This window comes from Nocardia sp. 149-1B (genome assembly GCF_057747975.1).
The window spans coordinates 1,368,437-1,395,373 of record NZ_CM173233.1; the positions used below are offsets into that span (position 1 = coordinate 1,368,437).

General features: G+C 71.3%; 29 protein-coding genes. 21 read left to right on the forward strand and 8 right to left on the reverse strand.

Features of this window, described 5'->3' with window-relative positions; translation table 11 throughout:
• The first annotated feature begins 3 nt into the window (after window positions 1-3).
• On the forward strand, window positions 4-168 hold the full coding sequence (locus AC3ANS_RS06475; RefSeq protein WP_488295349.1) for a GNAT family N-acetyltransferase: 165 nt from the start codon (window positions 4-6) through the stop codon (window positions 166-168).
• 230 nt (window positions 169-398) lie between these two features.
• On the opposite strand, the gene AC3ANS_RS06480 is transcribed toward AC3ANS_RS06475, so the two are convergent.
• Window positions 399-749, reverse strand: a complete 351-nt coding sequence (locus tag AC3ANS_RS06480; protein ID WP_488295350.1) for a UBP-type zinc finger domain-containing protein — start codon at window positions 747-749, stop codon at window positions 399-401.
• Window positions 750-794: 45 nt separating this feature from the next.
• On the reverse strand, window positions 795-1,448 hold the full coding sequence (locus tag AC3ANS_RS06485; protein WP_488295351.1) for a helix-turn-helix transcriptional regulator: 654 nt from the start codon (window positions 1,446-1,448) through the stop codon (window positions 795-797).
• 118 nt (window positions 1,449-1,566) lie between these two features.
• Between AC3ANS_RS06485 and AC3ANS_RS06490 the strand changes: the two genes are divergently transcribed.
• From AC3ANS_RS06490 to AC3ANS_RS06515, 6 genes are all read left to right on the forward strand, one after another.
• Window positions 1,567-1,983, forward strand: a complete 417-nt coding sequence (locus AC3ANS_RS06490) for a VOC family protein (protein WP_488295352.1) — start codon at window positions 1,567-1,569, stop codon at window positions 1,981-1,983.
• Window positions 1,980-2,669, forward strand: coding sequence for a 4a-hydroxytetrahydrobiopterin dehydratase (locus AC3ANS_RS06495; protein ID WP_488295353.1), 690 nt, complete (start codon window positions 1,980-1,982; stop codon window positions 2,667-2,669). The genes AC3ANS_RS06490 and AC3ANS_RS06495 overlap by 4 nt, the downstream gene beginning before the upstream one ends.
• Window positions 2,670-2,904: 235 nt before the next feature.
• Window positions 2,905-4,662 carry an acetolactate synthase large subunit gene (locus tag AC3ANS_RS06500; protein ID WP_488295354.1) on the forward strand — a complete coding sequence of 586 codons (1,758 nt, stop codon included), beginning with the start codon at window positions 2,905-2,907 and terminating at the stop codon, window positions 4,660-4,662.
• The gene (ilvN, locus tag AC3ANS_RS06505; RefSeq protein WP_488295355.1) at window positions 4,659-5,216 is read left to right on the forward strand and encodes an acetolactate synthase small subunit; all 558 of its coding nucleotides are present in this window, start codon (window positions 4,659-4,661) and stop codon (window positions 5,214-5,216) included. The genes AC3ANS_RS06500 and ilvN overlap by 4 nt, the downstream gene beginning before the upstream one ends.
• An 81-nt stretch (window positions 5,217-5,297) precedes the next feature.
• Entirely contained in the window at window positions 5,298-6,317 is a 1,020-nt protein-coding gene (gene ilvC / locus AC3ANS_RS06510) for a ketol-acid reductoisomerase (protein ID WP_488296437.1), read from the forward strand.
• A gap of 150 nt (window positions 6,318-6,467) precedes the next feature.
• Window positions 6,468-6,932: a hypothetical protein gene (locus AC3ANS_RS06515; protein WP_488295356.1), complete on the forward strand. Its 465-nt coding sequence runs from the start codon at window positions 6,468-6,470 to the stop codon at window positions 6,930-6,932.
• A gap of 10 nt (window positions 6,933-6,942) precedes the next feature.
• On the opposite strand, the gene AC3ANS_RS06520 is transcribed toward AC3ANS_RS06515, so the two are convergent.
• Entirely contained in the window at window positions 6,943-7,272 is a 330-nt protein-coding gene (locus AC3ANS_RS06520) for a DUF6907 domain-containing protein (protein WP_488295357.1), read from the reverse strand.
• A 161-nt stretch (window positions 7,273-7,433) separates the two neighbouring features.
• On the opposite strand from AC3ANS_RS06520, the gene AC3ANS_RS06525 reads away from it, so the two are divergent.
• The 6 genes from AC3ANS_RS06525 to AC3ANS_RS06550 all read left to right on the forward strand — a co-directional run bounded on the left by AC3ANS_RS06525 (window position 7,434) and on the right by AC3ANS_RS06550 (window position 12,532).
• Complete coding sequence (locus AC3ANS_RS06525; protein WP_488295358.1) at window positions 7,434-7,724, forward strand: helix-turn-helix domain-containing protein; 291 nt, start codon at window positions 7,434-7,436, stop codon at window positions 7,722-7,724.
• 97 nt (window positions 7,725-7,821) lie between these two features.
• Entirely contained in the window at window positions 7,822-8,529 is a 708-nt protein-coding gene (locus AC3ANS_RS06530; RefSeq protein ID WP_488295359.1) for a DsbA family oxidoreductase, read from the forward strand.
• 81 nt (window positions 8,530-8,610) lie between these two features.
• Entirely contained in the window at window positions 8,611-9,477 is an 867-nt protein-coding gene (gene efeU / locus AC3ANS_RS06535; protein WP_488295360.1) for an iron uptake transporter permease EfeU, read from the forward strand.
• Between the two features lie 26 nt (window positions 9,478-9,503).
• Window positions 9,504-10,667, forward strand: a complete 1,164-nt coding sequence (gene efeO, locus AC3ANS_RS06540) for an iron uptake system protein EfeO (RefSeq protein WP_488295361.1) — start codon at window positions 9,504-9,506, stop codon at window positions 10,665-10,667.
• Between the two features lie 56 nt (window positions 10,668-10,723).
• Window positions 10,724-11,932 (forward strand): iron uptake transporter deferrochelatase/peroxidase subunit, encoded by a 1,209-nt coding sequence (gene efeB, locus AC3ANS_RS06545; RefSeq protein ID WP_488296438.1) that lies wholly within the window; start codon window positions 10,724-10,726, stop codon window positions 11,930-11,932.
• Window positions 11,933-12,001: 69 nt separating this feature from the next.
• A complete protein-coding gene (locus AC3ANS_RS06550) occupies window positions 12,002-12,532 on the forward strand; it encodes a VanZ family protein (protein WP_488295362.1) in 531 nt (176 codons plus the stop codon).
• On the opposite strand, the gene AC3ANS_RS06555 is transcribed toward AC3ANS_RS06550, so the two are convergent.
• Both AC3ANS_RS06555 and AC3ANS_RS06560 read right to left on the reverse strand, forming a co-directional pair.
• Window positions 12,453-12,998 (reverse strand): GNAT family N-acetyltransferase, encoded by a 546-nt coding sequence (locus AC3ANS_RS06555; protein ID WP_488295363.1) that lies wholly within the window; start codon window positions 12,996-12,998, stop codon window positions 12,453-12,455. The genes AC3ANS_RS06550 and AC3ANS_RS06555 overlap by 80 nt on opposite strands.
• 4 nt (window positions 12,999-13,002) lie before the next feature.
• Window positions 13,003-14,553, reverse strand: coding sequence for an ABC-F family ATP-binding cassette domain-containing protein (locus tag AC3ANS_RS06560; RefSeq protein ID WP_488295364.1), 1,551 nt, complete (start codon window positions 14,551-14,553; stop codon window positions 13,003-13,005).
• Window positions 14,554-14,776: 223 nt separating this feature from the next.
• On the opposite strand from AC3ANS_RS06560, the gene serA reads away from it, so the two are divergent.
• The 5 genes from serA to AC3ANS_RS06585 all read left to right on the forward strand — a co-directional run bounded on the left by serA (window position 14,777) and on the right by AC3ANS_RS06585 (window position 22,076).
• A complete protein-coding gene (serA, locus tag AC3ANS_RS06565) occupies window positions 14,777-16,375 on the forward strand; it encodes a phosphoglycerate dehydrogenase (protein WP_488295365.1) in 1,599 nt (532 codons plus the stop codon).
• A gap of 96 nt (window positions 16,376-16,471) precedes the next feature.
• Entirely contained in the window at window positions 16,472-18,331 is a 1,860-nt protein-coding gene (locus tag AC3ANS_RS06570; protein ID WP_488295366.1) for a glycoside hydrolase family 3 protein, read from the forward strand.
• Between the two features lie 107 nt (window positions 18,332-18,438).
• Window positions 18,439-20,115, forward strand: a complete 1,677-nt coding sequence (locus AC3ANS_RS06575) for a formate--tetrahydrofolate ligase (RefSeq protein WP_488295367.1) — start codon at window positions 18,439-18,441, stop codon at window positions 20,113-20,115.
• Window positions 20,116-20,133: 18 nt separating this feature from the next.
• Entirely contained in the window at window positions 20,134-21,165 is a 1,032-nt protein-coding gene (locus AC3ANS_RS06580; RefSeq protein WP_488295368.1) for an alpha/beta fold hydrolase, read from the forward strand.
• 62 nt (window positions 21,166-21,227) lie between these two features.
• A complete protein-coding gene (locus AC3ANS_RS06585; protein ID WP_488295369.1) occupies window positions 21,228-22,076 on the forward strand; it encodes a methyltransferase family protein in 849 nt (282 codons plus the stop codon).
• Here the strand turns inward: AC3ANS_RS06585 and AC3ANS_RS06590 are convergent.
• A complete protein-coding gene (locus tag AC3ANS_RS06590; protein WP_488295370.1) occupies window positions 21,996-22,682 on the reverse strand; it encodes a hypothetical protein in 687 nt (228 codons plus the stop codon). The genes AC3ANS_RS06585 and AC3ANS_RS06590 overlap by 81 nt on opposite strands.
• Before the next feature lie 81 nt (window positions 22,683-22,763).
• On the reverse strand, window positions 22,764-23,681 hold the full coding sequence (locus AC3ANS_RS06595) for an NADP-dependent oxidoreductase (RefSeq protein WP_488295371.1): 918 nt from the start codon (window positions 23,679-23,681) through the stop codon (window positions 22,764-22,766).
• Between the two features lie 152 nt (window positions 23,682-23,833).
• Between AC3ANS_RS06595 and AC3ANS_RS06600 the strand changes: the two genes are divergently transcribed.
• Window positions 23,834-24,463, forward strand: coding sequence for a TetR/AcrR family transcriptional regulator (locus tag AC3ANS_RS06600; RefSeq protein WP_488295372.1), 630 nt, complete (start codon window positions 23,834-23,836; stop codon window positions 24,461-24,463).
• A 72-nt stretch (window positions 24,464-24,535) separates the two neighbouring features.
• Here AC3ANS_RS06600 and AC3ANS_RS06605 read toward each other — a convergent pair whose 3' ends face one another.
• On the reverse strand, window positions 24,536-24,760 hold the full coding sequence (locus tag AC3ANS_RS06605) for a hypothetical protein (RefSeq protein WP_488295373.1): 225 nt from the start codon (window positions 24,758-24,760) through the stop codon (window positions 24,536-24,538).
• 252 nt (window positions 24,761-25,012) lie between these two features.
• Here AC3ANS_RS06605 and AC3ANS_RS06610 point away from each other — a divergent pair, with 252 nt between their 5' ends.
• Both AC3ANS_RS06610 and AC3ANS_RS06615 read left to right on the forward strand, forming a co-directional pair.
• On the forward strand, window positions 25,013-25,621 hold the full coding sequence (locus AC3ANS_RS06610) for a TetR/AcrR family transcriptional regulator (RefSeq protein ID WP_488295374.1): 609 nt from the start codon (window positions 25,013-25,015) through the stop codon (window positions 25,619-25,621).
• Window positions 25,618-26,883, forward strand: a complete 1,266-nt coding sequence (locus AC3ANS_RS06615; RefSeq protein ID WP_488295375.1) for a hypothetical protein — start codon at window positions 25,618-25,620, stop codon at window positions 26,881-26,883. Before AC3ANS_RS06610 ends, AC3ANS_RS06615 begins: the two co-directional genes overlap by 4 nt.
• Window positions 26,884-26,937: the final 54 nt, after the last annotated feature.

Genomic DNA, 26,937 nt, shown 5'->3' on the forward strand with positions numbered 1-26,937 from the left:
GGCATGCAGTTCCCCCTCCGCCCCGGTGACACCATCGGCGTCACGGCGCCCCTCGAGAAGCTCGGCTTCCGGCGTGAGGGGACGCTGCGCGAGGACTGCGTCGTGAGTGGCGTCGTGTCGGACTCGTGGGTCTACGGGTTGCTGCTGCGGGAGTGGTCCGGGCCCTGAGAGACGCCGAGGCACCGCCCCCGGGAAGGGAGACGGTGCCTCGGGGAGACATCGGCTGTGACTCAGACGCCGCGGCCCCCGCGAACGCGTCCGAGGATGAACAGCACGAGCGCGATGATGGCCAGCACGATGAGGATGGTCCACAGCATGGTGTCACTCCGTTCGGTTGGTTGGTGCTCATCTGACGTGCCCGATGGGCGCGACCACCAAACGTCGCGGTCGACAGACTCCTAGCTGTGGAGGTGGGCCCGCCAGTCGGCCGGCACCCGGCCGGCAGGACCGGGGACCGGCTGGTCCTCGGGGTGTCCCTGAGGATCGGCTAGGACGGGCCCCTCGAAGCCCTCCTCGGAGGTGTAGTCCCAGAACCACGCCTCACCGGGCTCGAAGCTCTGGATCACCGGGTGCTCGGTCTCGCGGAAGTGCGCGGTGGCGTGCTGGGCGGGCGAGGTGTCGCAGCAGCCGACGTGCCCGCACTGCGCGCAGCGGCGCAGGTGCACCCACCACCCGCCCGCGGCGTCGCACTCCACGCACCCGGTCCCGCTGGGTGCCACCGACGGATCGATCCCCGCGCGCTCGCTCATGGACCGAGACTAGGCCAGGGACCGGGGCCGGGACGGCCCGCGCGACTAGGGGGCCGAGGTGGAGCCCCCGGAGGCGTGGTACCCGTGCGCGATGGCCCAGGCGACGGCGCTGGCACGGTTGGCGACGCCGATGCGGGCATAGGTGCCGCGGATGGCGCTCTTGAGCGTGTTGATGCTGATGTACAGCTCGGCGGCGATCTGCTCGTTGCTGTAGCCGGCGGCGATCCGGGAGATGACGGTCTTCTGTCTCGGGGTGAGCTCGACGGCAGACTGCAGCGCCCGGGCGAGGTCGGCGTCGTAGCGGCGGACGAGCTGGGGGTCGGTGGCCAGGTCTCCGTTGGCGGCCGCGTCGACGAGGGCGGTGAGCTCGTCACCGGCCGCGCTCACCGAGACGGGGGCGGCAGCGCCCAGCGAGAGCGCTCGAGCCGTCAGGCCGGGCTGGAGGAGCCGCGACAGGGCCAGCACGCCCCCGGGATGTTCGGCCGCGAGCCGGCGGAGCTCCTGCTCACCAGCCTGATGGTCACCGACCACGAGGTTGAAGACGTCGTAGATCACGACGTCGGCCTCGGTGTGGTCGGTGACGCTGAGGTAGCAGTGGTCGGCGTCGGCCGACTCCGCGAGGAGGGTCCTGATGCCGGCGACCACGATCGGTTGCCGGGACACCACGCACACGCTGCACGTCCTGGTCGCGCCGCTCACGGCGCCATGATCGCGGGCCGGTCCACGTGGCGACAAGTGACGCGCCGCGTGCGGGACAGGCCCCGGGATGCGGGCGGACCCGCGCGCACTGTCCGCGCGGTGTGCCAGGGTGGGTGAGATGGACCAGAGGATCAGCTTCGTGACGCTCGCCGTGCGCGACCTCGACGCGAGCCGGCGGTTCTACGTCGACGGCCTCGGGTGGACGGCGTCGCTCGACGTGCCCGAGGAGGTGCTGATGCTCCAGGTGGGCGAGCACGTTGTGCTCTCGCTGTGGGTCGACTCCGCGTTCGAGGCGGAGGTCGGCCCGATCGCCCGCGGCGCCGGCGTCGCGCCGATCACCCTGGCCCACAACGTCCCCACCCGCGAGGAGGTCGACGCCGTGCTCGCGACCGCCCGCGCCGCCGGTGCCGACCCTGTTCACGACGCCGTCGAGCGCGACTGGGGCGGCTACACCGGCTACTTCGGCGACCCCGACGGCTACCGCTGGGAGATCGCCTTCAATCCCGGACCGATCGGACAGGTGGTGCTCCCATGACCGACCCGAAGCAGAAGCTGCGCTTCCCGCAGGTGCAGGCCGAGCGACTCGACGACTGGCGCTTCTTCCTCGACTGTCTCCACGCCCGCTTCCGCACGGGGAGCTTCGTGGCCGGCCTCGAACTGGTCACCCGCATCACCGAGGCCGCCGAGCAGGCCGGCCACCACCCCGACGTGGTGCTGACCTACCCGCAGGTCGACGTCGACCTCTACAGCCACGACGTCCACGGCGTCACCAGCCGCGACATCGCGCTGGCGCGCCGCATCTCCGAGATCGCCCGCGACCTGGGCGTCGAGTCCACCCCGCGCGAGGTCTCGACGCTCGAGCTCGCGCTCGACGTCCCCGACCACGCCGCCGTGAAGCCGTTCTGGGCGGTGGTGCTCGCCTACGGCGACACCCAGTACGACTCCGAGATCATGGATGCCGGACGGCGCAACAACACGCTGTGGTTCCAGGAGGCCCCGGGAGCGACCGGGGAGGTGCAGCAGCGCTTCCACCTCGACATCGTCGTCCCCCGCGAAGTGGCGGAGGAGCGCGTGGAGGCGGCGCTCGCGGCGGGCGGCACGCTCGTCACAGACCACTACGCCCCGGCGTTCTGGGTGCTGGCCGACGCCCACGGCAACAAGGTCTGCGTGTGCACGGCCGACGGGCGGGAGCCCGGGGACCGGCCCGACCAGGGCGCCTGACCGGATGCCGGGACCCTCGTCCCGGATGCTGGGACGCGTGTCACACTCGGATGCGGGCGGGAGGCCCGTGCGGCTACGGTTGGCCCATGCGCATGGACATCCTTGTACGCACGCGACGTGTGAGCTGAGTCGACACCGACCACAGCGCGCACGTCACCCCTCGCCGCCCACCCGGGCCGAGGGGTTTTTTGTTGGGCAGGGCACGGCACCAGGTAGCGAGACAGGACAGACATCGATGAGCGAGCAGATGACAGGCGCCCAGAGCCTGATCAGGTCGCTGGAGGCCGCGGGCACCGAGCACATCTTCGGCATCCCGGGCGGTGCGATCCTCCCGGCGTACGACCCCCTCATGGACTCCTCGATCCGGCACATCCTGGTGCGCCACGAGCAGGGCGCGGGGCACGCCGCGCAGGGGTACGCCGCCGCCACCGGCCGGGTCGGCGTGTGCATGGCCACCTCCGGGCCCGGCGCGACCAACCTCGTCACGCCTCTGGCCGACGCGCACATGGACTCCGTGCCGATCGTCGCCGTCACCGGACAGGTCGGAGCCGCCCAGATCGGCACCGACGCCTTCCAGGAGGCCGACATCCGCGGCATCACGATGCCGATCACCAAGCACAACTTCCTGGTCACCGACCCGGCCGACATCCCCCGCACGGTCGCCGAGGCCTTCCACATCGCCTCGACCGGCCGCCCCGGCCCGGTGCTCGTCGACGTCGCGAAGTCCGCGCTGCAGGCGATGACGACCTACGCCTGGCCCACCGAGCTCAACCTGCCCGGCTACCGTCCGGTCACCCGGCCGCACTCCAAGCAGATCCGTGAGGCCGCCAAGCTGATCCTCGAGGCGCGCCGCCCGGTGCTGTACGTCGGCGGCGGCGTGATCCGCGCCCGTGCCTCCCGCGAGCTGCGGGTGCTGGCCGAGCTCACCGGCATGCCGGTCCTCACCACGCTGATGGCCCGCGGGGCGTTCCCCGACAGCCACCCGCAGCACCTCGGCATGCCCGGCATGCACGGCACCGTCGCCGCGGTCGCCGGGCTGCAGCGCAGCGACCTGATCATCAGCCTCGGCGCCCGGTTCGACGACCGGGTCACCGGCAACCTCGACTCCTTCGCCCCGGGCGCGCGGGTCATCCACGCCGACATCGACCCGGCCGAGATCGGCAAGAACCGCGCGGTCGACGTCCCGATCGTCGGCGACTGCCGCGAGGTGATCAGCGACCTGATCGTCGCGCTCAAGGCCGAGGCCGACGCCGGTCACACCGGTGACTACGAGTCCTGGGTGGAGTTCCTGGCCGGGGTGAAGAAGAAGTACGCGCTCGGCTACGAGAAGCCGGCCGACGGCGGCCTGTCGCCGCAGTACGTCATCGAGCGCCTCGGGGCCATCGCCGGGCCGGAGGCGATCTACACCTCCGGGGTCGGCCAGCATCAGATGTGGGCCGCGCAGTTCATCGGCTACGAGCACCCCAACACCTGGATCAACTCCGGTGGCCTGGGGACCATGGGCTTCTCGGTCCCCGCCGCCATGGGTGCGAAGGTCGGCATGCCCGACTCGACCGTGTGGTCGATCGACGGCGACGGCTGCTTCCAGATGACCAACCAGGAGCTCGCGACCTGCGCGATCAACGACATCCCGATCAAGGTCGCGATCATCAACAACGAGTCGCTCGGCATGGTCCGGCAGTGGCAGACGCTGTTCTACAATGAGCGCTACTCCAACACCGACCTGCACTCCAAGCGGATCCCCGACTTCGTCAAGCTCGCCGACGCCTATGGCTGCGTGGGGCTGGCGTGCGAGAGTCCGGGTGACGTCGACGCCACGATCCAGAAGGCGATGGAGATCAACGACGTCCCGGTCGTGGTCGACTTCCGCGTCCACCGCGACGCGATGGTCTGGCCGATGGTCGCGGCCGGCACCAGCAACGACGACATCAAGTACGCCCGGGACATGGCGCCCCGGTTCGACGACGACACGGAAGTGGACCTCCGAGCATGAGCGTTTCCTCCCACAGCCGGCACACCCTGTCCGTCCTGGTCGAGAACAAGCCCGGTGTGCTGGCCCGGATCGCCGGCCTCTTCAGCCGTCGCGGCTACAACATCGACTCGCTCGCCGTGGGCCCCACCGAGCACCCCGAGGTCTCGCGGATGACGATCGTGGTCAACGTCGAGGAGTCGCCGCTCGAGCAGGTCACCAAGCAGCTCAACAAGCTGGTCGAGGTGATCAAGATCGTCGAGCTCGACACCGCGGCGTCGGTCAACCGCGAGCTGCTGCTGGTCAAGGTCAAGGCCGACGTCGAGACCCGGGGGCAGGTGCTCGACACCGTGCAGCTGTTCCGTGCCAAGGTGGTCGACATCGCGCCCGACGCGGTGACCATCCAGGCGGTGGGCAACGCCGACAAGCTCTCCGACCTGCTGCGGGTGCTCGAGCCGTTCGGCATCCGCGAGCTCGTCCAGTCCGGCATGGTCGCGATCGGTCGTGGCTCCCGCTCCATCTCCGAGCGCAACCTGCGCCCGGTCACCATCCCCGCCCCGCCCGCCGTCGGTGGTTGAGGTGTGAGGCGCGCCAGCGCCGAGCCTCGAAACCACCGTGACTGAGGAACCCAACAAGAAGGAGAAGCCCCCGTGGCTGAGATGTTCTACGACGACGACGCCGACCTGTCCCTGATCCAGGGCAAGAACGTGGCGGTCATCGGCTACGGCAGCCAGGGCCACGCCCACGCGCTGTCGCTGCGTGACTCGGGCGTCGACGTCCGCGTCGGCCTGCAGCCCGACTCCAAGAGCCGCGCGAAGGCCGAGGCCGAGGGCCTGCGCGTCCTCACCCCGGCGGAGGCGGCCGAGGAGGCCGACGTCATCGTGATCCTCGCGCCCGACCAGCACCAGCGGAAGCTGTACGCCGAGGAGATCGAGCCGAACATCACCGAGGGCGACACCCTCGTCTTCGGCCACGGCTTCAACATCCGCTTCGGCTACATCACCCCGCCCGAGGGCGTGAACGTCTTCATGGTCGCCCCCAAGGGCCCGGGCCACCTGGTCCGCCGCGAGTACGTCGACGGCCGGGGCGTCCCGGTCCTCGTCGCGGTCGAGAAGGATCCCTCGGGCGACACCTGGGACCTCGCGCTCTCCTACGCCAAGGCGATCGGCGGCCTGCGTGCCGGCGGCATCAAGACCACGTTCACCGAGGAGACCGAGACCGACCTGTTCGGTGAGCAGGCCGTGCTGTGCGGTGGCGCCTCGCAGCTGGTCATGTACGGCTTCGAGGTCCTGACCGAGGCCGGCTACCAGCCCGAGGTCGCCTACTTCGAGTGCCTCCACGAGCTCAAGCTGATCGTCGACCTCATGTACGAGGGCGGCATCGCCAAGCAGCGCTGGTCGGTCTCCGACACCGCCGAGTACGGCGACTACGTCTCCGGCCCCCGGGTGATCACCCCCGACGTGAAGAAGAACATGGAGGCCGTCCTCGCCGACATCAAGAACGGCTCGTTCGCCAAGCGGTTCATCGACGACATGGACGCCGGGTCGCCGGAGTTCAACGAGCTGCGCAAGAAGGGCGAGCAGCACCCGATCGAGCAGACCGGCCGCGAGCTGCGCAAGCTCATGGCCTGGGTGAAGTCGCACGACTCCGACTACACCGAGGGCACCGCCACCCGCTGATCCCCGCCCGCTCCAGGCGAGTCGGCGCATCTGCACCTGCAGATGCGCCGACTCGGCATTTCGGCAGGGAACTCGGGGCACCCGCTCTCATCGCAGGTCTGCTCTGTGCCTCACTCGCGTATGGCCATCTATAGATGGTACCGTCGCGGTGTGGCGCCCTCGGGGGATCGACTCCTCGACCCTGCCGACGCGGTTGGTGGGGGTCTGGTCGACGCCGCGGTGGCGGCCCGCGACGCCCGGCTCATCGAGTCGGGCCTGCGGCTGTACGGGCTCGTCCGAGACCCGGTCGACGACGTGGTGCGCGCCTCGGAGGGCGTGATCCTCGCGTTCCCGAGCATGGTGCTGCGTCCCGGCGCGCGACGCGCCTGCCTCGTCGTCGTCATGCCCGCCTCGATCCTGCTGGCGTGGTCCTCGGACGCTGGTGGCGCCGAGGTGGTCGTGATCGAGAAGAGTGCGGTCTCGCGGGTGGAGATCGCTGCCGCCGTGCCGGGGCTCGCCGTCCCCTTGGTTGCCACGGTCGAGGGTGCGTTCGGGCGGTACGTCGTCGGGTTGCCGCGCGGGGCGACGGTGTTCGGCGTACGGATGCGCAGTGCGGTGGATCCCGAGCAGGGTTGACGCTCGTTGCTCAGAGGTCGTCGGGCAGTGCTGATCGCAGTCGAGCTGCGCTCTCGCCGGTCAGGACCAGTCGGTGGGGCGCGCTCTCCGTCTCGGAGATCATCAACCAGGTCGGTGCGCCGTCCGGGAGCTCGCGAAACCGCTGGACCACGATCTCGGTCGAGCGTGCGACGTAGGTCAGGCGACCAGGATCGAGGCGGCCGGCGACGATCGGGATCACCACGCCGTCGTCCTGGTGTCGCCGGTCCTCGGGGTGGTCCTGTTCGTGGTGGGCCCGGGTGCACCAGGAAGGGCAGGGTGACGTCATCCAGCCCGGTGTCCCGTGGTCGCTGCTGTCCATGTGTGCTCCCCGCGCCGAGTCTGGGTGCGTCGGTCGGTGACGCTAGACGTGGCAACCGACATTCCGGGCTGTCCGGCGCTCGTTCTCCACAGCAGAAGTGTCGGACGATTCCCATACTGGTATGACCATCTCTGCTCTGTCGACCCGCGAGGCTTGTCCTCGTGACGCGTCGTCGATCCACTGAGGTCACCTGGGAGTCGTTCGCCCGCGAGCTCGGGCACAACCTGCTGCGCGCCCGAGAGGCGACCGGCCTCAGTCAGGAGCGCGTCGCGCACGCGGCCGGGATCGCGTCGTACACGTACCAGAAGTTCGAGAAGGGCGAGTCGAGGCCGGGGATGCCGATGAACCCGCGCCTCACGACCCTGGTCGCGCTCAGCCAGGTCCTGGGTGTCCCCATCGAGGAACTGCTGCCCTCGCAGCTGCCCGACGTCGCCGGCGAGGCCGCCCGCTGATCCACTCCACGTTGACCCGCCCGAAGCTTTCGGGCGGGTCAACGTCATTTGTCGACATGCCGGGAATGGGGCGGCGTGGTTGCGGGTTCAACCGGACATGCGCATCGAGATCTGGAGCGACGTCGTCTGCCCGTGGTGCTACGTCGGGAAGCGTCGGTTGGAGACGGCCCTGACGGGCTTCGAGCACGCCGACGACGTGGAGATCGTCTACCGGTCCTTCGAGCTCGACCCGACCGCCCCCAGGCACGGCCACGAGCTGTCGACCGGCGTCATCGCCCGCAAGTACGGTCGCAGCGAGGACGAGATGCGCGACATGCAGCAGCAGCTGATCGAGCTCGCCGCCCAGGACGGGCTGGACTTCAAGCTGTTCGAGACCGTGCACACCAACACCGTCGACGCCCACCGGGTGCTCCACCTGGCGCTCGAGACCGGGGGAGCGGAGCTCCAGCGCGAGCTCAAGGAGGCGCTGCTTGCGGCGTACTTCACCCACGCCCGCAACGTCGGCGACCACGACGTGCTGACCGAGGTCGCGGCCGCGACCGGGCTCGACGAGGCGCGCGTGCGCGAGGTCCTGGCGGGTGAGGAGTTCACCGAGGCCGTCGAGGCCGACGTCGCGCAGGCTCGGGCGTACGGCGCGACCGGCGTGCCGTTCTTCGTCGTGGACCGCAAGTACGGCCTGTCCGGCGCCCAGCCGGCGGCCGTCTTCTCCCAGCTGCTCGACCAGGCCTGGGCCGAGGCGCACCCGGTGCTGCAGACGGTCGGCGGGGACGCCGAGGCCTGCGGGCCGGACGGCTGCCCCATCTGAGCGACCGGAAGGCGGTCCGCCAGGTGAAATCTGGCAACCATGGTTAGGCAAACCTAACTCGCGGCCGCTATGGTCGGTCTCGTGTTCGCGAACTACCTGATCGGCCTGCGTGAGGGCCTCGAGGCGGCGCTGGTCGTCAGCATCCTCGTCGCCTACCTGGTCAAGTCCCAGCGCAGCGAGCTCCTGCCCCGGATCTGGGCGGGGGTCGCGCTGGCGGTCGCCGTCTCCCTCGGCTTCGGTTTCGCGCTGTTCTACGGCCCCCGCGGCCTGACGTTCGAGGCGCAGGAGGCCATCGGCGGCTCGCTGTCGATCGTCGCGGTCGCGCTCGTCACCTGGATGATCTTCTGGATGGCCCGGGCGGCGCGCACGCTCAGCGGCGAGCTGCGTGGCCAGATCGACAAGGCAGCCGAGGGGGGCTGGTTCGCCCTCGTGCTGGTCGCGGTGCTCGCGGTCGGTCGCGAGGGCCTGGAGACAGCGCTGTTCCTCTGGTCGGCGACCGAGGCCGTCACCCGCGACAGCAACGCGACCTGGCAACCGCTGCTCGGCGCGGGTCTCGGCATCGCGACCGCGGTCGCGCTCGGCTACCTGCTCTACCGCGGCGCGATCACGATCAACCTGAGCAAGTTCTTCGCCTGGACCGGCGGCTTCCTGATCGTGGTCGCTGCCGGCGTGCTGGCCTACGGCGTGCACGACCTGCAGGAGGCCGGCATCCTTCCCGGCCTCAACACCGTCGCGTGGGACGTCTCCGGCACGATCGACCCCTCGACCTGGTACGCGACCCTCCTCAAGGGCGTCTTCAACTTCTCCCCGGTCACCACCGTGCTCGAGGCCCTCGTGTGGGTGCTGTACGTCGTCCCCACGATGGCCCTGTTCGTCCGCGGCATCCGCCGGCGCAACGCCGCGCCCGTGCGGCCACAGCCGCAGCAGCCGACTCCCGTCAGCCACTGACTCTCCCGAAGGACCACCGACCCACCATGCGCAAGCCCTTGCTCGTGGCGCTTCTGGCCGCCACCCCACTGTTCGCCGCCTGCACGCAGAACGCCGACAGCCCCGACACGACCGACTCCGGCAGCGATCGCACGATCGCGGTCACCTCGACCGACGACGGCTGCGACCTCTCGACCGCCGAGGCGCCGTCCGGGACGCTGACCTTCAAGGTCACCAACGACGGCTCCCAGGTCACCGAGTTCTACCTGCTCGGCGAGGACGGGCAGCGCATCGTCGGTGAGGTCGAGAACATCGGTCCGCAGCTCTCGCGGGAGCTGGTGGTCAGCGCCCCGGCCGGCTCCTACGTCACCGCGTGCAAGCCCGGCATGAAGGGCGAGGGCGTCCGCGGCGACTTCACCGTCACCAAGTCGGACGAGGAGCCCACCGTCTCGACTGACGACGCCGCGGTGAAGCAGGCGCTGGCGGGCTACCAGGCCTACGTGCGCGAGCAGACCGAGCAGCTGGTCGACAAGACCCAGCAGTTCGTGGACCTCTACAAGGCCGGCCAGGACGACCAGGCACGCGCGCTCTACCCGGAGGCGCGGACGCACTGGGAGCGGATCGAGACGGTCGCGGAGTCCTTCGGTGACCTCGACCCCAAGATGGACGCCCGCGAGGCCGACCTCGAGCCCGGTCAGAAGTGGACCGGCTGGCACCGCATCGAGAAGGACCTGTGGCCGCAGGACGCCACCGGCTACACGCCCCTGACCACCAAGCAGCGCGCGTTCTACGCCGATGACCTGATGGCCAACACGAACACGCTCGAGGGTCGCATCGGGAAGCTCAGCTTCACCGTCGACCAGATCGCCAACGGCTCGCGCGGCCTGCTCGAGGAGGTCGCGAACGGCAAGGTCACCGGCGAGGAGGAGTTCTGGTCGCACACCGACCTGTGGGACTTCCAGGCCAACGTCGACGGCGCCCGGGTGGCGTTCGAGGGCGTGGAGCCGATCGTCGCCGCCAACGACCCCGACCTCGCCAAGACCCTGGACGCCCGGTTCGCCGACCTCCAGGAGCTCCTGGACAAGCAGAAGACGGCCACCGGCTTCACGCTGTACGACGACGTCGCCCACGACGACATCCAGGCCCTGGCGAACGCCGTCAATGCGCTTGCCGAGCCGCTGTCCCGCCTCACCGCGGCGGTGCTGTCCTGACCGAGCACGCGATCTCCCGACGGGGCCTGGTCGGCGGCGGTGTCGCCGCCGCCGGGCTGGCGGCCGGCGCCTTCGCGGCCGGCCGCGCGACGGCCGCGGACGGCGAGGCGGCCACCTCGGAGCGCGACGCGTTCGCGTTCCGTGGCCCGCACCAGGCCGGCATCGTCACCCCGGCCCAGGACCGGCTGCACTTCGCGGCGTTCGACGTCACCACCGGCAGCCGCGCCCAGCTGATCGCGCTGCTCAAGGCGTGGACCGAGGCCGCCGACCGGATGACCCGGGGACTCCCGGCCGGGGAGGTCGGGCCGACCGACGGGCCGAGCATGCTGCCGCCGGACGACACCGGTGAGGCGATCGGCCTCTCCTCCAGCGGGCTGACCATCACGTTCGGGTTCGGGCCGACGCTGTTCCGCGACGAGCACGGACGTGACCGCTTCGGGCTGGCGTCTCGCCAGCCGCAGGCGCTGCAGACCCTGCCGCACTTCCCGGGCGACCTGCTCGACCCCGAACGCTCCTACGGCGACCTGTGCGTGCAGGCCTGCGCCGACGACCCGCAGGTCGCCGTGCACGCGATCCGCAACCTGGCCCGCATCGGGTTCGGCACGGTCGCGGTGCGCTGGTCGCAGCTCGGCTTCGGGCGTACGTCGACCACCTCGACCTCGCAGTCCACGCCGCGCAACCTGTTCGGGTTCAAGGACGGCACGGCCAACGTCAAGGCCGAGGAGCCCGATGCCCTCGACGAGCACATCTGGGTCGGCGCCGGGGACGGTGACGCTGCCTCGAGCTGGCTCACCGGTGGCTCCTACCTGGTGACCCGGCGGATCAACATGACCATCGAGGTCTGGGACCGCCAGCCGCTCGGCGACCAGGAGTCGTTCGTCGGCCGCACCAAGGGCACGGGCGCGCCGCTCTCGGGCGGCGGGGAGTTCACCGAGCCGGACTTCTCGATGCCCGGTAGCGACGGGCCCGTCATCCCGAAGGACTCGCACGTCCGGGTCGTGCACCCCGACTTCAACGACGGCGCGCGGATGCTCCGCCGCGGCTACAACTTCGTCGACGGCACCGACACCCTGGGCGGCCTGAACGCCGGCCTGTTCTTCATCGCGTTCGTCCGCGACCCCGACACCCACTTCATCCCGATCCAGAACAAGATGGCGAAGAACGACGCGATGATGGAGTACCTCAAGGTCACCGGCTCCGCGCTGTTCGCCGTACCCCCGGGCATCGGTGAGGGCGAGTACGTCGGTCAGGCGCTCTTCGCCTAGCACCAGGGGACAGCCGATCGGCACCTCAGGCCGAGGCCGTGGCCTCGGCGCTCTCGATACGGTCCACCCGTGACCAGCACCGTCCTCGTCGAGCACCCCTGGATGTCCCCGGCCGCCCTCGCCGTGCTCGTCGTCCTCGGCCCGCTCGTGGGCAGCCGGCTGGCGCAGCACCCGCGCGTCGCCTGGTGGCTGACCGGCGCCGCGCTGCTTCCCGTCGCGGTGCTGACCCTGATGCCCGTCGACCGAGAGCTCTTCGGTCGCTGCGAGGTGGCCTGGTCGATGCCGACCGTGGGGCGTGTCGAGCTCGCGGCGAACGTCGTGCTGCTGGTGGCGCCGGTGCTGCTGGCGGGCGTGGCCTGGCGGCGACCGCTGCTGGCGCTGGCCGCGGGCAGCGGGCTCTCGGTCGCCATCGAGACCGTGCAGGCGCTGGTGCCCGCGATCGGGCGCTCCTGCTCCACCGACGACTGGCTGTCCAACAGCATCGGCGCGGTCATCGGTGCCGTGCTGGCGTGGGCTGCTCTCAAGCTGGCCGGAGATCCCGCCAGCGCTCGGCCGTCATCACGAACAGCGCCGACTCCTCCTCGTACCACCGCCCGGTGATGCCGCGGTCCTCCATGCCGAGCCGGCGCATCACCGCCTGGGAGGCCCAGTTGTCGGTGTGGCTGACCGCGATCACCTCGGGCAGGCCCGCGGCGAACGCGTGGCCCAGGACCGCCCGCGCGGCCTCGGTGGCATAGCCCCGGCCCCACGAGTCGGGGTGCAGGTGCCAACCGATCTCGACCTCGCCGTCCTCGGCGTTCGGCAGCGTCAACAGCAGCACCGTGCCGACGACGACGCCGTCCTCGACCCGCTCGACCGCCCACGTGCCCAGGGGCGGCGCGTCGCGCTCGGCGTACCGGTCGACCCGCTCGTGCGCCTCGTCGAGATCCTTCATGAGCCGTGGCTCCCCGTCGTCGAGCCACTTCACCACCTCGAGCCGGCTCAGCAGGTCGAGCAGGCGTGGCGCCTCCTCGTGGCGCCAGGGGCGGATCATCAGGCGTTCGGTCGCGACGTGCACGAGCGCCACCCTGTCAGTCGATCGGGGCGTCCGCATCGGGGTTTGCCAGGTCGAGGACCCGCTCCACCCCGATGTCGTCGAGGAACGCCAGGTCGTGGCTGGCCACGACGAGTGCGCCGCGGTAGGCCGCGAGCGCGGACACCAGCGCGTCGTACGACGCGAAGTCGAGGTTGTTGGTCGGCTCGTCGAGCAGCAGCAGCTGCGGGGCCGGGTCGGCCAGCAGCAGCGCCGCCAGCGTCGCCCGGAACCGCTCGCCGCCGGACAGGTCTCCGGCGCGTCGGTCAGCGGCTCCGCCCCGGAACAGGAAGCGCGCCAGCCGTGCTCGCACGGCGTTGGCGTCCGCACGCGGCGCCCGGCGTTTCACGTTCTCGTAGACGGTGGCGTCGTCGTCGAGCACGTCGAGGCGCTGGGGGAGCAGTGCGACCGGCACCCGCGCCTGCCCGACGAGCCCGTGCAGCAGCGTGGTCTTGCCCGAGCCGTTGGGTCCGATCAGGCCGATCCGGTCGGGTCCATTGACCTCCAGGTCGGGACCGTCGAGGACCACGCGCCCGCGCGGCACCTCGGTCCCCGGCAGGTCGATGCGGATCTCGCGGTCCTCGCGGAGCAGCGCCTCGGCCGCGTCGAGGCGCTCGCGCGCGTCGGTGAGGCGGGCCTCGTGCACGCCGCGAAGGCCGGCCGCGGACTTCTCCGCCCGGTTCTTCTTGTAGTTGATCTGGGCCTTCCCGAGCCCTGCGGTCGCCTCCGCCTTCTTGGCCTGCTGGCGCCGCTGGGCCAGCACCCGCTCGGCCTCGACGCGGTCGGCGCGCTGCCGGCGTACGTCGGAGCGCGCACTGGTCACCGCTCGCTGGGCGGCCTCCTGCTCGGCCTGGACCTGGGCGGTGTAGGCGGAGTAGCCGCCGCCGTACCAGCGCACGGTGCCGCCGCGCAGGTCGCCGATCCGGTCCATCAGCTCCAGGAGCTCACGGTCGTGGCTGACCACCAGCAGCGAACGGGTCCACCCCGAGACGACGTCATAGAGGCGCTCGCGGGCGCGGGCGTCGAGGTTGTTGGTCGGCTCGTCCAGCAGCAGGACGTCGGGGCGGGCCAGCAGTAGCCGCGCCAGACCGAGCTGGGTGACCTCGCCCCCGGAGAGCTCCCCGAGCCGCCGGTCGAGCACGTCGCCGGGCAGGCCGAGGCGGGCGAGCTCGGCGACGGCCCGGTCCTCGACGTCCCAGGCATCGCCGATGGTGTCGAACAGCGCCTGGTCGACCGCGCCGCCCTCGACGGCCCGGATCGCCCGGCGCACCGGCCCGACCCCGAGGAAGTCCTCGACCGGCTGGTCGACGTCGAGGGTGAGGTCCTGGGGCAGGTAGCCGACCTCGCCGGCGACCTGGACGTGCCCGGCGGTCGGGCGCAGGTCGCCGGCGACGATCCGCAGGAGCGTGGACTTCCCGGCGCCGTTGACGCCGACCAGGGCGGACCGTCCGGGGCCGACCAGGAGGTCCAGGCCGTCGAGGACCGGGGTGCCGTCGGGCCAGGCGAAACCGAGGCCGGACGTGCTGATGACAGGGGTGGGTGCAGGCATGGCAGAGCTCCGTACGAGGTGGCGTGGGTGGGGCGGCGACCTCAGAGCTTCAAATGGACCTGCCTGCGCGCGGGAGTGGGACGTCTCCAGGGTAGGCCGAGCGGGCTCACGGACGCGACCGAATAGTTCATCGAGGTCGGGTACAGTTCGAGCGCAGCACAGCGTCGTGCGCCCACCGACACACCGCACATCCCGCCCGCACATCCCGCGAGGACACCACGCTGTGACCAACCCCGTCACCCGGCCCGTCGTACTCATCGCCGAGGAGCTCAGCCCGGCCACCGTCGAGGCGCTCGGTCCGGACTTCGACATCCGGCACTGCGACGGCGCCGACCGCGGCGAGCTGCTCCCCGCGATCGCCGACGCCGACGCGATCCTGGTCCGCTCGGCGACCAAGGTCGACGCCGAGGCCCTCGCGGTCGCGCGGCGGCTCAAGGTGGTCGCCCGGGCCGGCGTCGGCCTCGACAACGTCGACGTGCGCGCCGCCACCCAGTGCGGGGTGATGGTCGTCAACGCGCCGACGTCCAACATCGTCTCGGCCGCCGAGCTCGCCGTCGCGCTGATGCTGGCCGCCGCTCGTCACGTCTCGCCGGCCCACGCCGCGCTCAAGCACGGCGAGTGGAAGCGCGCCCGCTACACCGGCACCGAGCTCTACGAGAAGACCGTCGGCATCGTGGGCCTGGGCCGCATCGGCGTGCTGGTCGCGCAGCGGCTCACGGCGTTCGGCATGCGGGTCATCGCCTACGACCCCTACGTCCAGGCCGGCCGCGCCGCCCAGATGGGAGTGCGGCTGGTCGACCTCGACACGCTGCTCGTCGAGGCGGACTTCATGTCCGTGCACCTGCCCAAGACCCCCGAGACCGTGGGCCTGATCAGCACCGAGCAGCTCGCGAAGGTCAAGCCGTCGCTGGTGCTGGTCAACGCCGCCCGCGGTGGCATCGTCGACGAGCCCGCGCTGTACGCCGCCCTCAAGGAGGGCCGCGTCGCCGCCGCCGGGCTCGACGTCTTCGCGCAGGAGCCGTGCACCGACAGCCCGCTGTTCGAGCTCGAGAACGTCGTGGCCACGCCGCACCTCGGCGCCTCCACCGAGGAGGCTCAGGAGAAGGCCGGCATCGCGGTCGCGAAGTCGGTGCGCCTGGCGCTGTCGGGTGAGCTGGTGCCCGACGCGGTCAACGTCCAGGGTGGGCTGATCGCCGAGGACCTGCGCCCCGGCATCCCGCTCACCGAGAAGCTCGGCCGGGTCTTCACCGCGCTGGCTGGCGAGGTCGCGCTGTCCGTCGACGTCGAGGTCCGCGGCGAGATCACCGACTACGACGTCAAGGTGCTCGAGCTGGCCGCCCTCAAGGGCATCTTCACCGACATCGTCGAGGACCAGGTCTCCTACGTGAACGCGCCGCTGCTCGCGTCCGAGCGCGGCATCGCCGTACGCCTCGTCTCGGACCCCGAGAGCCCCGACCACCGCAACCTGATCACGATCCGCGGCACGCTCGCCGACGGCTCGCAGGTCTCGGTCAGCGGCACGCTGATCGGGATCAACCAGAAGGAGCGGCTGGTCGAGGTCAACGGCTTCGACGTCGACCTCGAGCCCACCGAGCACCTCGCGTTCCTGACGTACGGCGACCGCCCGGGCGTGGTCGGCACGGTCGGGGTGATCCTCGGCGACGCCGGCATCAACATCGCCGGCATGCAGGTCTCCCGCGACGCCAAGGGCGGCCGGGCGCTGGTCGCCCTCTCGGTCGACACCTCGATCGCCGCCGACGTGCTCGCCGACATGCAGCACGCGATCGACGCCGTCTCCGCCCGCGCGGTGAACCTCGTCTGACCGCAGGGCGTCATACGGTCAGAGCAAACGGTGACACTGTCCGTACGACGTCCGGGCTCCGGCGCGGCCAGCTGACACCCGAGCTCGGAGGTGCCCATGTTGGCTCGATCGACGTCCACCCGCCGCGCGCGGACGCTCCTGGTGTCGGTGATCGGCCCCTGCCTGGTGCTGAGTGCCATGGTCGCTCCACCAGCCGCGACCGCCGAGCGGACACGACCGGCCAAGCCGTCCTACGAGGAACGGGCGCAGGCGCTGCTGCAGCACATGTCGACGAAGCAGAAGGTCGGCCAGCTGTTCGTGATCGAGGTCGCCGGCCGCAACGCCACCGTGGTCAGCGACGAGGCGAAGACTGTCAACCAGCGGCTGTACGGCGTGGACACCCCCGCCGAGGCGATCGCGAAGTACCAGCCGGGCGGCGTCATCTACTTCACCGTCCGCAACGGTGACGACAACATCGGCGACCCGGCGCAGGTCGCCAGGCTCTCCAACGGACTGCAGCGGGCGGCGCGAGCGCTGCCGGGGCACATCCCGCTCCAGATCTCGGTCGACCAGGAGGGTGGGTCGCTCGTGGCCCGCTTCGGTGCCGCCAGCGGTGCCACGCAGATGCCGGGCAACATGGCGCTCGGGGCCACCCGGTCGACCGCCGATGCGCTGACCTCGGCGTCGGTGATCGGCGCCGAGCTCGCCGCCGTCGGCGTCACGCAGGACTACGCCCCGGTCGCCGACGTCAACGTCAACCCGAACAACCCCGTGATCGGCATCCGGTCCGTCGGTGCTGATCCGGAGCTCGTGTCCGACCTCGTGGCGTCCGAGGTCCGCGGCCTCCACCGCGGCGGGGTGTCGGCGGTGGCCAAGCACTTCCCCGGGCATGGCGACACCGGTGTGGACAGCCACTTCGGGCTGCCCGAGGTCACCCACACCCGCGCTCAGCTGGAGGCGATCGACCTGCCACCGTTCCGCGCGGCGATCGCCGCCGGGGTGGACACGATCATGACCGCGCACGTCGTGCTCCCGGCAGTCGACCCGGGCGTCCCGGCGACGATGTCGCACAAGATCCTCACCGGCCTGCTGCGCAGGGAGCTCGGGTTCGACGGGCTGATCGTCACCGACGCCCTGGACATGGGCGGAGCGACCGCGACGTTCCCGCCCGACGTGGCCCCGGTGCGCGCGGTGCTCGCGGGGGCCGACCAGCTGCTGATCCCGCCGCAGATGGACACGGCGTACCGAGCCGTGCTCCGGGCGGTCCGCGACGGTGAGATCAGCAGGAAGCGCCTCGACGCCTCGGTCTACCGCATCCTGCTGCACAAGCTCCGCCACGGGCTGTTCGCCGACAGGTACGTCGACGCCGGCGCGGCGCCGCGGGTCCTGGGGGCCCCGGACCACCTCGCCGCCGCGCAGGCGATCTCCGACCGCACCACCACGCTGGTGGCCAACGACGCGGGTCTGCTGCCGTTGGCGCCCGGGCCGCGCGACGTCCTGGTCACCGGCTGGGGCGCCACCACGACAACGACGCTGGCGACCGCGCTGGCCGCCCGCGGCGCCACGACGCAGGTGCTCGAGTCCGGCACCACGCCGTCGGCGGATGCCGTCGACGCTGCGGTCGCGGCCGCGCGGGAGGCCGACCTGGTCGTGGTGACGACCAACAACGCGTACGCCGTCGACGCCACCACCGGACAGCCCACCGCGGCCGCGACGGCCCAGGCCACGCTGGTGCGCGCCCTGCTCGCGACCGGGACGCCGGTGGTCGTCGCCGTCGTGCGCAACCCCTACGACGTGGCCTCGTTCCCCGAGGCGCCGACGGTGCTCGACACCTACGGCTACACCGCGAGCCAGCTCGAGTCGCTGGTGCGCGTGCTGTACGGCGAGGTGCGCCCGACCGGGCGGCTGCCCGTCTCGATCCCCGGCCCCGGTGGCACCGGGGAGCTGTTCGAGCTCGGGCACGGGTTGGGCTACTGACCGATCCCTCGGTCAGGCGGTCTGCTGGTAGGCCGGTTGACGGCAGATTCTCCCGCCGAGACGCCCGGGAACGGGTTAACGTGCAAGAGCACGGAGGGAGGCCGACAATGTTGTCGGACATCGAGATCGCCAACGCCGCGGAGCTTCGACCGATCACGGAGGTGGCCGAGTCCCTCGGCATCGCCGCGGAGCACCTGGTGCCGTACGGGCATACCAAGGCGAAGGTCGACCCGGTCTACCTCACCTCGCTGGCCGACCGGCCGCTCGGCAAGCTGATCTTGGTGACCGCGCTGTCGCCGACCCCGCCCGGTGAGGGCAAGACCACGACGTCCGTCGGCCTCACCGACGCCCTGCACGGCATGGGACACCGGGCGGTCGCGTGCCTGCGCGAGCCGTCGATGGGCCCCGTGTTCGGGATGAAGGGCGGCGCGGCCGGCGGCGGCTACAGCCAGGTCGTGCCGATGACCGACATCAACCTGCACTTCACCGGCGACTTCGCCGCGATCGCGGCCGCCAACAACCTGCTGGCCGCGTTGATCGACAACCACGTGCACCACGGCAACGAGCTCGACATCGACGTCCGGAGCGTGAGCTGGAAGCGCGTCCTCGACACCAACGACCGCGCCCTGCGCGAGGTCGTCGTCGGGCTCGGTGGCCCCGCCAACGGGTTCCCCCGCGAGGACGGCTTCGACATCGTGGTCGCCTCCGAGCTGATGGCGATCTTCTGCCTGACCGAGTCGTGGGCGGACCTCAAGCGCCGGCTGGGCGACATCGTCATCGGCTACTCCCGCGCCGGCACACCGGTCACCGCCCGCGACCTCGGCGCCACGGGCGCGATGGCCGTGCTGCTTCGCGACGCGATCGCGCCCAACCTCGTGCAGACCCTCGAGGGTGCGCCGGCGTTCGTCCACGGCGGCCCGTTCGCGAACATCGCCCACGGCTGCAGTTCGGTGATGGCCACCCGCGCCGGTCTGCGGCTGGCCGACTACGTCGTCACCGAGGCGGGCTTCGGCGCCGACCTGGGCGCGGAGAAGTTCGTCGACATCAAGTGCCGCATGTCGGGCCTGCGGCCCGACGTCGCCGTCGTCGTCGCGACCGTCCGCGCGCTGAAGTACCACGGTGGCGTGGCACTGGCCGACCTCGACCGCGAGGACCTCGGCGCCGTGGAGGCCGGCATGGCCAACCTGAGCCGGCACCTGCACAACCTCCGCGAGGTGCACGGCATCCCGTGCGTGGTCGCGGTGAATCGCTTCCCGACCGACACCGACCTTGAGGTCGACAAGGTCGTCGAGCTCTGCGAGGCCTGCGGCGTCACGGCCTTCCCGGCGACGCACTTCGCCGACGGCGGGATGGGCGCGCAGGACCTGGCCAAGGGCGTGCTGCAGTCCCTCGAGGAGCCCGCGGCGTCGTCGTTCTCGTTCACCTACCCCGACGACCTCTCCCTCACCGAGAAGGTCGAGGCCGTGGCCACGCGCATCTACGGCGCCGGCCAGGTCACCTGGGACGGCAAGGCCCGCAAGCGGCTGGCGCGCATCGAGCGCGACGGATACGGCGCGCTGCCGGTGTGCGTGGCGAAGACGCAGTACTCCTTCTCCACCGACCCCACCCTCCTCGGCGCCCCCACGGGCCACGAGCTGCGGGTGCGCGAGGTCCGGCTCTCGGCCGGCGCCGGGTTCGTGGTCGTGGTGTGCGGCGACATGATGACGATGCCCGGCCTGCCCAGCCGCCCCGCCGCGCAGCGCATCGACCTCGCCGACGACGGGACGATCATCGGGCTGTCCTGAGTCCTGTTCACTGGTGCTGTGGGATCTAGCGAGCAGCGCTGGGGGACGGCGCAACTGGAGGACGGCGGTCGGGTCGCCTACGCGCTGGACGGCAGCGGGCCGCCGCTCGTCGTGGTGCCCGGCTGGCTGAGCCACCTCGAGCTCGACTGGTCGCTCCCGGCGGAGCGGTCGTTCTACGAGGCGCTGGCCTCCGGCCGCACGCTGGTGCGCTACGACCGGCCGGGCTGTGGGCTCTCCGACCCCTACGAGGGACCACGGACCATGCAGCTCGAGCTGGCCACGATCCGAACCGTGACGCAGGCCGTGGGGTTGACGCGGTTCGACCTGTTCGGCTGGTCGCTGGGCGCCGCGGTGGCGGCGCAGTGGGCCGCCGAGCGGCCCGAGTCGGTGTCGAGGCTCGTCCTGTACGGCGGCTGGTCCACGGGCGAGGCGATCGGCGACGAGGACAGTCGTCAGCACGTGCTCGGACTGCTCGCGACCCACTGGGGTCTGGGCTCGGACCTGCTGACCGACCTGTTCGCTCCCGACGCGGATGCCGGCACCCGCCGATCGGTCGCGCAGTACCAGCGTGCCGCGTCCTCGGCCGAGACCGCGGTCGCGCTGCTGGGCCTCGCCTACGACCTCGACGTGCGGCAGTCGCTCGGACGGGTCTCCGCGCCGACGCTGGTGCTGCACCGCAGTGGCGACCGGGCGGCCCCGCCGGCCCAGGGTGCCGCGCTGGCGGCCGCGATCCCGCACGCCGAGCTGGTCGAGCTCGAGGGTCGCTCGCATCTCCCCGCGATGGGCGACGCGCAGTCGGTGGTCGAGCAGGTACGCCGGTTCCTCGGCCTCCCGGTGCTGCGGCGGTCTGTCCCGACGCGCCTCACCGCCCGCCAGGCCGAGGTGGCGGCGTTGGTCGCGGAGGGCCTCACGAACCGCGAGCTCGCCGAGCGGCTGGGGATCTCCGAGCGGTCGGCAGAGTCGCACCTGGAGCGGATCCGGCTGCGCCTCGGGTTCCGGTCGCGCGCGCAGGTGGCCGCCTGGTACGTGGCGCGCGCGTCCGACAGCTGAGCCGGGAAGTGGGGTAGTTCCACGGCTGCGCCGGACCCGCCCGGCACCCGAGCATCGTGGGCATGACCCGACAGCGTTCGTTCCTGTTCCTCTCCGCCCTCGCCTGGGTGGGCTTCAACGTGGTGATGGTGTGGGCGGTCGCGTTCCTGGCCGGGGTCCTGGTCCCGCGGACCGTGGACGGTCCCGCACGAGTGGGCACCGCGCTCGCCGTGGCCACGGACCTGGCGCTGCTGCTCCTGTTCGGGGTCCAGCACTCGGTGATGGCGCGGGCCGGGGTCAAGGCGGTGCTGCGCCGCCGGGTCCCGGCCGGGCTCGAGCGCACGACGTACGTCCTGGCCACCGTCGTCTGCTTGGTGCTGCTGCTCGTGCTGTGGCAACCGTTCGGGGGACAGGTGTGGCGCGCCCACGGCGTGGTGGCGGTGGTGCTCTGGGTGGCGTTCGGTGCGGGCTGGCTGCTCGCGACCGCGGCGACGTACGCCGTCGACCACTTCGAGCTCACCGGCCTGCGCCAGGCGGGCTGGGCGGCACCGCGTGGGCCCGTCGCACGCGGGGAGCTGGAGGTCCGCGGGCTGCACGCCGTCGTGCGGCACCCGTTGATGACCGGGCTGCTGCTGGCGTTCTGGGCGACGCCGCAGATGGACGCCTCGCACCTGCTGTTCGCCGGCGCGACGACCCTCTACATCGCCGTGGGGATGAGGTTCGAGGAGCGCGACCTGCGGCGCACGTTCGGTGCGGCGTACGACGCCTACGCCGCGCGGGTGCCGGCGCTGGTGCCGGGGCTGCGGCCGCGATCCTGGCTCTCCCGCCCTCGCGGCCGCCGCCCCCGCGGGTCAGGCCCGGGGCTGGCGGGGTCCGAGCACCAGGTGCCGGTCGGCGACGTGACCCCGGGACCGGGAGTCGTCGGCGAGTGACGTCTTCAGGCTGTGCGGTGCCGCGACGAGGGCGACTCCGGCACGGATCCACCTCGGCCCATCGACGCAGGAGCCGGGGAGGAAGGCCTTGATCTCGTCGGTCTTCCGGCTGATCGACCAGGTCGCACCGGGACAGCTGACCTCCGCGCCCGACCCGAACCGCTCGAGGCTGAGACGCTCGCCGACCGGGGTGGTCGAGTAGTCGACCGTAAGCAGGTAGCGCCTGCCGTCAGAGGCGAGGATCTCGGCCATCATCAGGCGGTAGCCCGACCGGCTGAGCTGCCGGACCCGCGCCTGCAACACGATCTCGTCGGCCTGATGGTCGACGACAGTCCTGGTGATGTCGGTGGCACGATCGCGGGGGACGGGCCGACTGGTATCCGATCTCAGGTCGAAGCGGAGGACGTCACGTCGAGGGTCGTGGTGGACGATCCGCTGGTCACCGTGCGGGACACGGAGGGTCGACGTCGCCGACGGGGATGGTGCTGCGGTTGCGGGCTTCGCAATGGCCGGGGCCACGGCACCGCTGGCGGTGAGGAGGGCGGAGCCCGCGAGCGCGATGAACGCGAGCCGAGCAGGGGAGGGGCGACTGCTGTCGGTGGTCATGGTCCCCACTGTGGTCGCCGACGACCGTGAGGGGATGGGCCCGCGTACTCAGCTGGTCTCCCAGCCCGTGGAGGCGACCGCTCAGGGGCGCACTCGGATGATCGTCTTCCCCTTGGCTCGCTCACGGGAGCTGAATGCTGCGATGGCGTCGTCGAGGGACGCGATGGTGCCGATGTTCGCGCGCAAGCGCCCGTCGACCATGCGCGCGACGATCTCACCGAGCTGATCGCGGTCGGCCTCGACGACGAAGTCGACGGCCCGGCCGTTCGCCGGGGGGACCACGACCGGGCCGACCACCGACACCAAGGTGCCGCCGGCCCCGAGCAGGGCCGCGGACCTCTGCTGGATCGCGCCGCCGATGACGTCGAAGACGAGGTCGACGTCGCCGATGTCTTCGAGGGTGTCGTGCGCGAGGTCGACGAACTCGTGCGCGCCGAGGTCGAGCGCTCTCTCGCGATCGGCGGACCGTCCGGTGCCGATGACGTGGGCGCCGGCCTCGCGCGCCAACTGGGTCACCATCGCTCCTACCGCGCCGATCGCACCATGTGCGAGGACCCGCTGTCCCGGCTGCAGCCGACCGTGGACGAACAGTCCCTGCCATGCGGTCAGCCCGGAGATCGGGAGCGAGGCCCCGACGGTGAAGTCGACCTCGTCCGGCAAGGGCGCGAGGTTGCGCGCCTCCATCGCGACGTACTCCGCGAGCGCGCCGTCGCGGTGCCAGTCCGCCAAGCCGAAGACGCGCTGTCCCACCGACAGACCCGTCGTGCCGTAGCCGAGTGCGGCTACCGTTCCGGCCAGCTCGTGCCCGGGGATCGACGGCGTTCGGTCGCGATCGGAGCGGTCGGTCCAGGTCGACGGCCACTCGAGCTCGGTCGGGACCCATCCCGACGCGTGTACCTCGACGATGACGTCGTTGATCGCTGCCGGCGGCTCGGGCCGCTCCAGCAGGGTCATCCCGGCTGTTCCGGCAGCACGGTCCCTCGCCACGATTGCCCTCATCCTCAACGCCCTCTCTTGGTGACAGTGCCCGGCAGGTCGGTGCACACCCGACCAGTTCCGTTACGTTCACTGTACGTAACCTAATAGGTTACGGCAAGGGCCTGTAACGGAAGTGCGTAGGATGGTCGGCACCTATGGATGTGAGGTGGCCCATGCCCCAGTCGCGCGCGCGGTCGACGAGGCCCGCCGACGCCGTCGGGTCGCCTGCCGGCGGACGTCCGCGGGACCTCTCTCTCGACGAGGCGATCATCCTGGCCACCCGCGCTCGCCTCGTCCGGGACGGCTACTCACGCATGACACTGGGAGACATCGCAGCCGACGCGGGCGTCAGCCGCCCCACGCTCTACCGGCGGTGGGCCACCAAGCTCGAGCTCGTCGCCGATGCGCTGGATTACGGCTTTCGTAAGCAGCGCGACCTGTACGACCTGGACCTGAGCCGCCTGCCGCCACGGGAGGCCTTCCTCGAGGCTGTCCGCCGCCTGGATCCGGCGTACTACAACCCGGATGCGATGGTGCTGATGGGCAACTTCGCCGGCGAGGTGGTGCACACCCCCGAACTGCTCGAGATGCTGCGCAAGCACGCAGTCGAACCGCGTGTCGCGCTCGTCGAGAACGTGCTGTCGCAGCTCCAGGCCGATGGGGCCGTGTCCCGGAACATCGACGAGCACACCATCGCCACCATGTGCTTCGGGAGCTACTTCGGTGCGTTCTACAGGGGCGACTCCAAGGACGAGATCCCCGAGAGCGTCGTCGCCGTGCTGTGGCCGTTGATCGTCACCTGACGGGCGGTCCGCCAGGGCTGGGGGCGGCTCGGTCGCTGCGTCGCGCCTGACCGACGCTGTCGGTCCGCACGCCTAGAGTTCGTCGGGTGAGTACTCGATGAGCAAGGAAGCCGCGATGCGGGCGATGCGGGAGGCGAGGTACAGCGAGAGGTCGGCCGGCTCCACTGCTGCCTCGACGCCGGCCAGGCCGGCGGTTCGACCCCCGACAGCGAAGGCGAAGCCGGCCGCTGCGGCTGCTCCGGCGTCGCCGACCAACGCACTGTGCGGGCACCGTTCGATGAACGGACGTAGCTGCACGCGCGAGCAGGGCCACACAGCGAAGAGCCACCGCTACTCGTAGGCACCTGCGGCATCTGTCGCGGATCGGTCGCCGCGGGAGCGCGGGAAGTTCTGGGGCCGCAGGGCTGCCAATGCGGAGAGCTCAGCGGCCGTGAGCATCGGCGTCCAGGAGAAGTCCCCGCGAAGGCGCCCTCACCCGGTCCCACGGACGGTGCAGGAGGAGACCCACAGGGCTTTGCAAACTGACTGGTCAGTTTTTATGCTGTGATCATGCCCCGGATCTCCGAAGAGCGCTCCCAGTCGCAACGAGGTCGCGTCGTAGATGCCGCCATCGCGGTGTTCGCCGCCCGGGGCTATGCCACCTCGACCCTCGACGCCATCTGTGCGGAAGCAGGCCTGAGCAAGGGAGCGCTGTACACCTACTTCTCGAGCAAGGAGGAGCTGTACGTCGCCGCGTCCCGTCAGGTGTTCGAGCAGCGGTACCAAGCCTTGGCGGGAGCCGATGGGGACGGCGGCGAGGCCTCGATCGACGCCCTCGCGCAGAACTTCACCGCCTCGCTCCTGCGCACCGAACGACCCTTCCTGCGGCTGTGGGTGGAGGGCTTCCTGCTCGCCGCCGAGATGCCGGCCCTGGCGGAGCTCAAGGTCCACTACCACCGGCGATTCGGTGAGCTGCTCGCTGCCGCGTTCCGATCAGCGCACGCCGCGGACGGCGTGGACGTCGGGCTCGGGGCAGACGATGCCGCGGACGCGGCGATGGCGCTCGCCGACGGGTTGATGCTCTACGCCCTGGTCCCGGGCATGGGGCCCGACGCCGACAGTGTCCGGCGGGCGATCGGCGACGTGCTGGAGCGGGGGCAGGCGGGGAGCCGAGGATGAAGCGACCGCGCGTTCTGCTGTCGGAGGGCTCGAGCACCAACGCCCGCGAGACCATCACGGTCCTCGGGGCGGCCGGCTACCGGGTCGACGTCTGCGATCCCGACCCCCTCTGCCTGGCTCGGTTCTCCCGCTTCGTCCGCCACGTGCACCGGTGCCCGGTCTCGGGGCTGGACCCCATCGGCTACCTGCGCACGGTCCGGGAGCTCCTCGAGGAGCATCGGTACGACGTGCTGCTGCCGGTCAACGAGCAGGCCTACCTGTTCGCCTGGGCCGCGGACCTCCTGCGACCGCTGACCGGACTCGCGGTGTCGGGCTTCCCCGCCTTCGCCCGGGTCCAGACGAAGACCGCGCAGCTCGACCTGCTCGACGAGCTCGGCCTGCACCATCCCGAGACCCGGGTGGTGCGGACGCCGGACGCCGCCCGCGCCGCGACCGCGGAGCTGGGGTGGCCGTGCTACCTCAAGACCCCCGAAGGCACCGCCAGCGTCGGGGTGTGGCCGATCGCGGACGCCGCCGGCCTCGAGCGCGTGCTGGTCTCGCCGGAGCTCGATGGCGCCTGGGCCCGCGGGCTCGTCTTGCAAGCGGCAGCCCGGGGCCACTTCGAGCAGTCGCACGCGGTGTTCGACCACGGCCGCCTGGTCGCCGTACGCACCGACCGACGGCTGGCGGAGGGCACCAACGGCGGGCCCGCGCTCAAGGTCGGGGTCCACCGGCCCGGGGTGATCGCGGATCTCGAGCTCGTGGGCTCTGCGCTGGGGTGGCACGGCGGGTTCTCCGCCGACTACTTCTGGGACGAGCAGGCGGCGCGGGCCGGCTACATCGACGTCAACCCCCGGCTGACCGAGCCCGTCAATGCCTTCGTCAACGGCGCCAACCTCCCGGAGCTCCAGGTGCGGCTGTCGATGGGGGAGCACCTGCCCGCGGAGCCGCACCTCACCCGCGGCGCCAAGAGCCACGGGCTCATCCACGGCATGCTCGGCGCCGCAGCGCACGGCACCGGGCGTCGTGGCGTGGTCGCGACGACGGCGACCATCATCGCCCGGCGCGGGATCTATGCGAACAGCGTCGAAGGGCTCACACCGCTGCGCTCGGACCCGCCCTCGGTCATCGCGGCCGCCCATCTCCTCACGCGCCTGCTCCTCGACCCCGGCGCCGCGAACCGCATCGCAACCGGCGCGATCGCCAGCTACTCCCTGGGCCAGGCGATCCCGATGCTGGCCGGCTCCACGCCGGCCGAGCACGGACTCGTCGTGGGGAGCTGACCGCCGGTTCGGCTCGGGCCTGCGCCTGTGAAAGTGCTCTTGACTTTCCGAACG

Coding starts and splice junctions, on each gene's coding strand:
- AC3ANS_RS06495 (WP_488295353.1), top strand. CDS start 1,980: ATGACCGACCCGAAGCAGAAGCTGCGCTTCCCGCAGGTGCAGGCCGAG.
- AC3ANS_RS06570 (WP_488295366.1), top strand. CDS start 16,472: ATGTTGGCTCGATCGACGTCCACCCGCCGCGCGCGGACGCTCCTGGTG.
- AC3ANS_RS06560 (WP_488295364.1), bottom strand. CDS start 14,553: ATGCCTGCACCCACCCCTGTCATCAGCACGTCCGGCCTCGGTTTCGCC.
- ilvN (WP_488295355.1), top strand. CDS start 4,659: ATGAGCGTTTCCTCCCACAGCCGGCACACCCTGTCCGTCCTGGTCGAG.
- AC3ANS_RS06500 (WP_488295354.1), top strand. CDS start 2,905: ATGAGCGAGCAGATGACAGGCGCCCAGAGCCTGATCAGGTCGCTGGAG.
- AC3ANS_RS06595 (WP_488295371.1), bottom strand. CDS start 23,681: ATGAGGGCAATCGTGGCGAGGGACCGTGCTGCCGGAACAGCCGGGATG.
- AC3ANS_RS06475 (WP_488295349.1), top strand. CDS start 4: ATGCAGTTCCCCCTCCGCCCCGGTGACACCATCGGCGTCACGGCGCCC.
- AC3ANS_RS06520 (WP_488295357.1), bottom strand. CDS start 7,272: ATGGACAGCAGCGACCACGGGACACCGGGCTGGATGACGTCACCCTGC.
- AC3ANS_RS06600 (WP_488295372.1), top strand. CDS start 23,834: ATGCCCCAGTCGCGCGCGCGGTCGACGAGGCCCGCCGACGCCGTCGGG.
- AC3ANS_RS06610 (WP_488295374.1), top strand. CDS start 25,013: ATGCCCCGGATCTCCGAAGAGCGCTCCCAGTCGCAACGAGGTCGCGTC.
- AC3ANS_RS06590 (WP_488295370.1), bottom strand. CDS start 22,682: ATGACCACCGACAGCAGTCGCCCCTCCCCTGCTCGGCTCGCGTTCATC.
- AC3ANS_RS06615 (WP_488295375.1), top strand. CDS start 25,618: ATGAAGCGACCGCGCGTTCTGCTGTCGGAGGGCTCGAGCACCAACGCC.
- AC3ANS_RS06480 (WP_488295350.1), bottom strand. CDS start 749: ATGAGCGAGCGCGCGGGGATCGATCCGTCGGTGGCACCCAGCGGGACC.
- AC3ANS_RS06585 (WP_488295369.1), top strand. CDS start 21,228: ATGACCCGACAGCGTTCGTTCCTGTTCCTCTCCGCCCTCGCCTGGGTG.
- ilvC (WP_488296437.1), top strand. CDS start 5,298: ATGTTCTACGACGACGACGCCGACCTGTCCCTGATCCAGGGCAAGAAC.
- efeO (WP_488295361.1), top strand. CDS start 9,504: ATGCGCAAGCCCTTGCTCGTGGCGCTTCTGGCCGCCACCCCACTGTTC.
- AC3ANS_RS06575 (WP_488295367.1), top strand. CDS start 18,439: ATGTTGTCGGACATCGAGATCGCCAACGCCGCGGAGCTTCGACCGATC.
- AC3ANS_RS06530 (WP_488295359.1), top strand. CDS start 7,822: ATGCGCATCGAGATCTGGAGCGACGTCGTCTGCCCGTGGTGCTACGTC.
- AC3ANS_RS06490 (WP_488295352.1), top strand. CDS start 1,567: ATGGACCAGAGGATCAGCTTCGTGACGCTCGCCGTGCGCGACCTCGAC.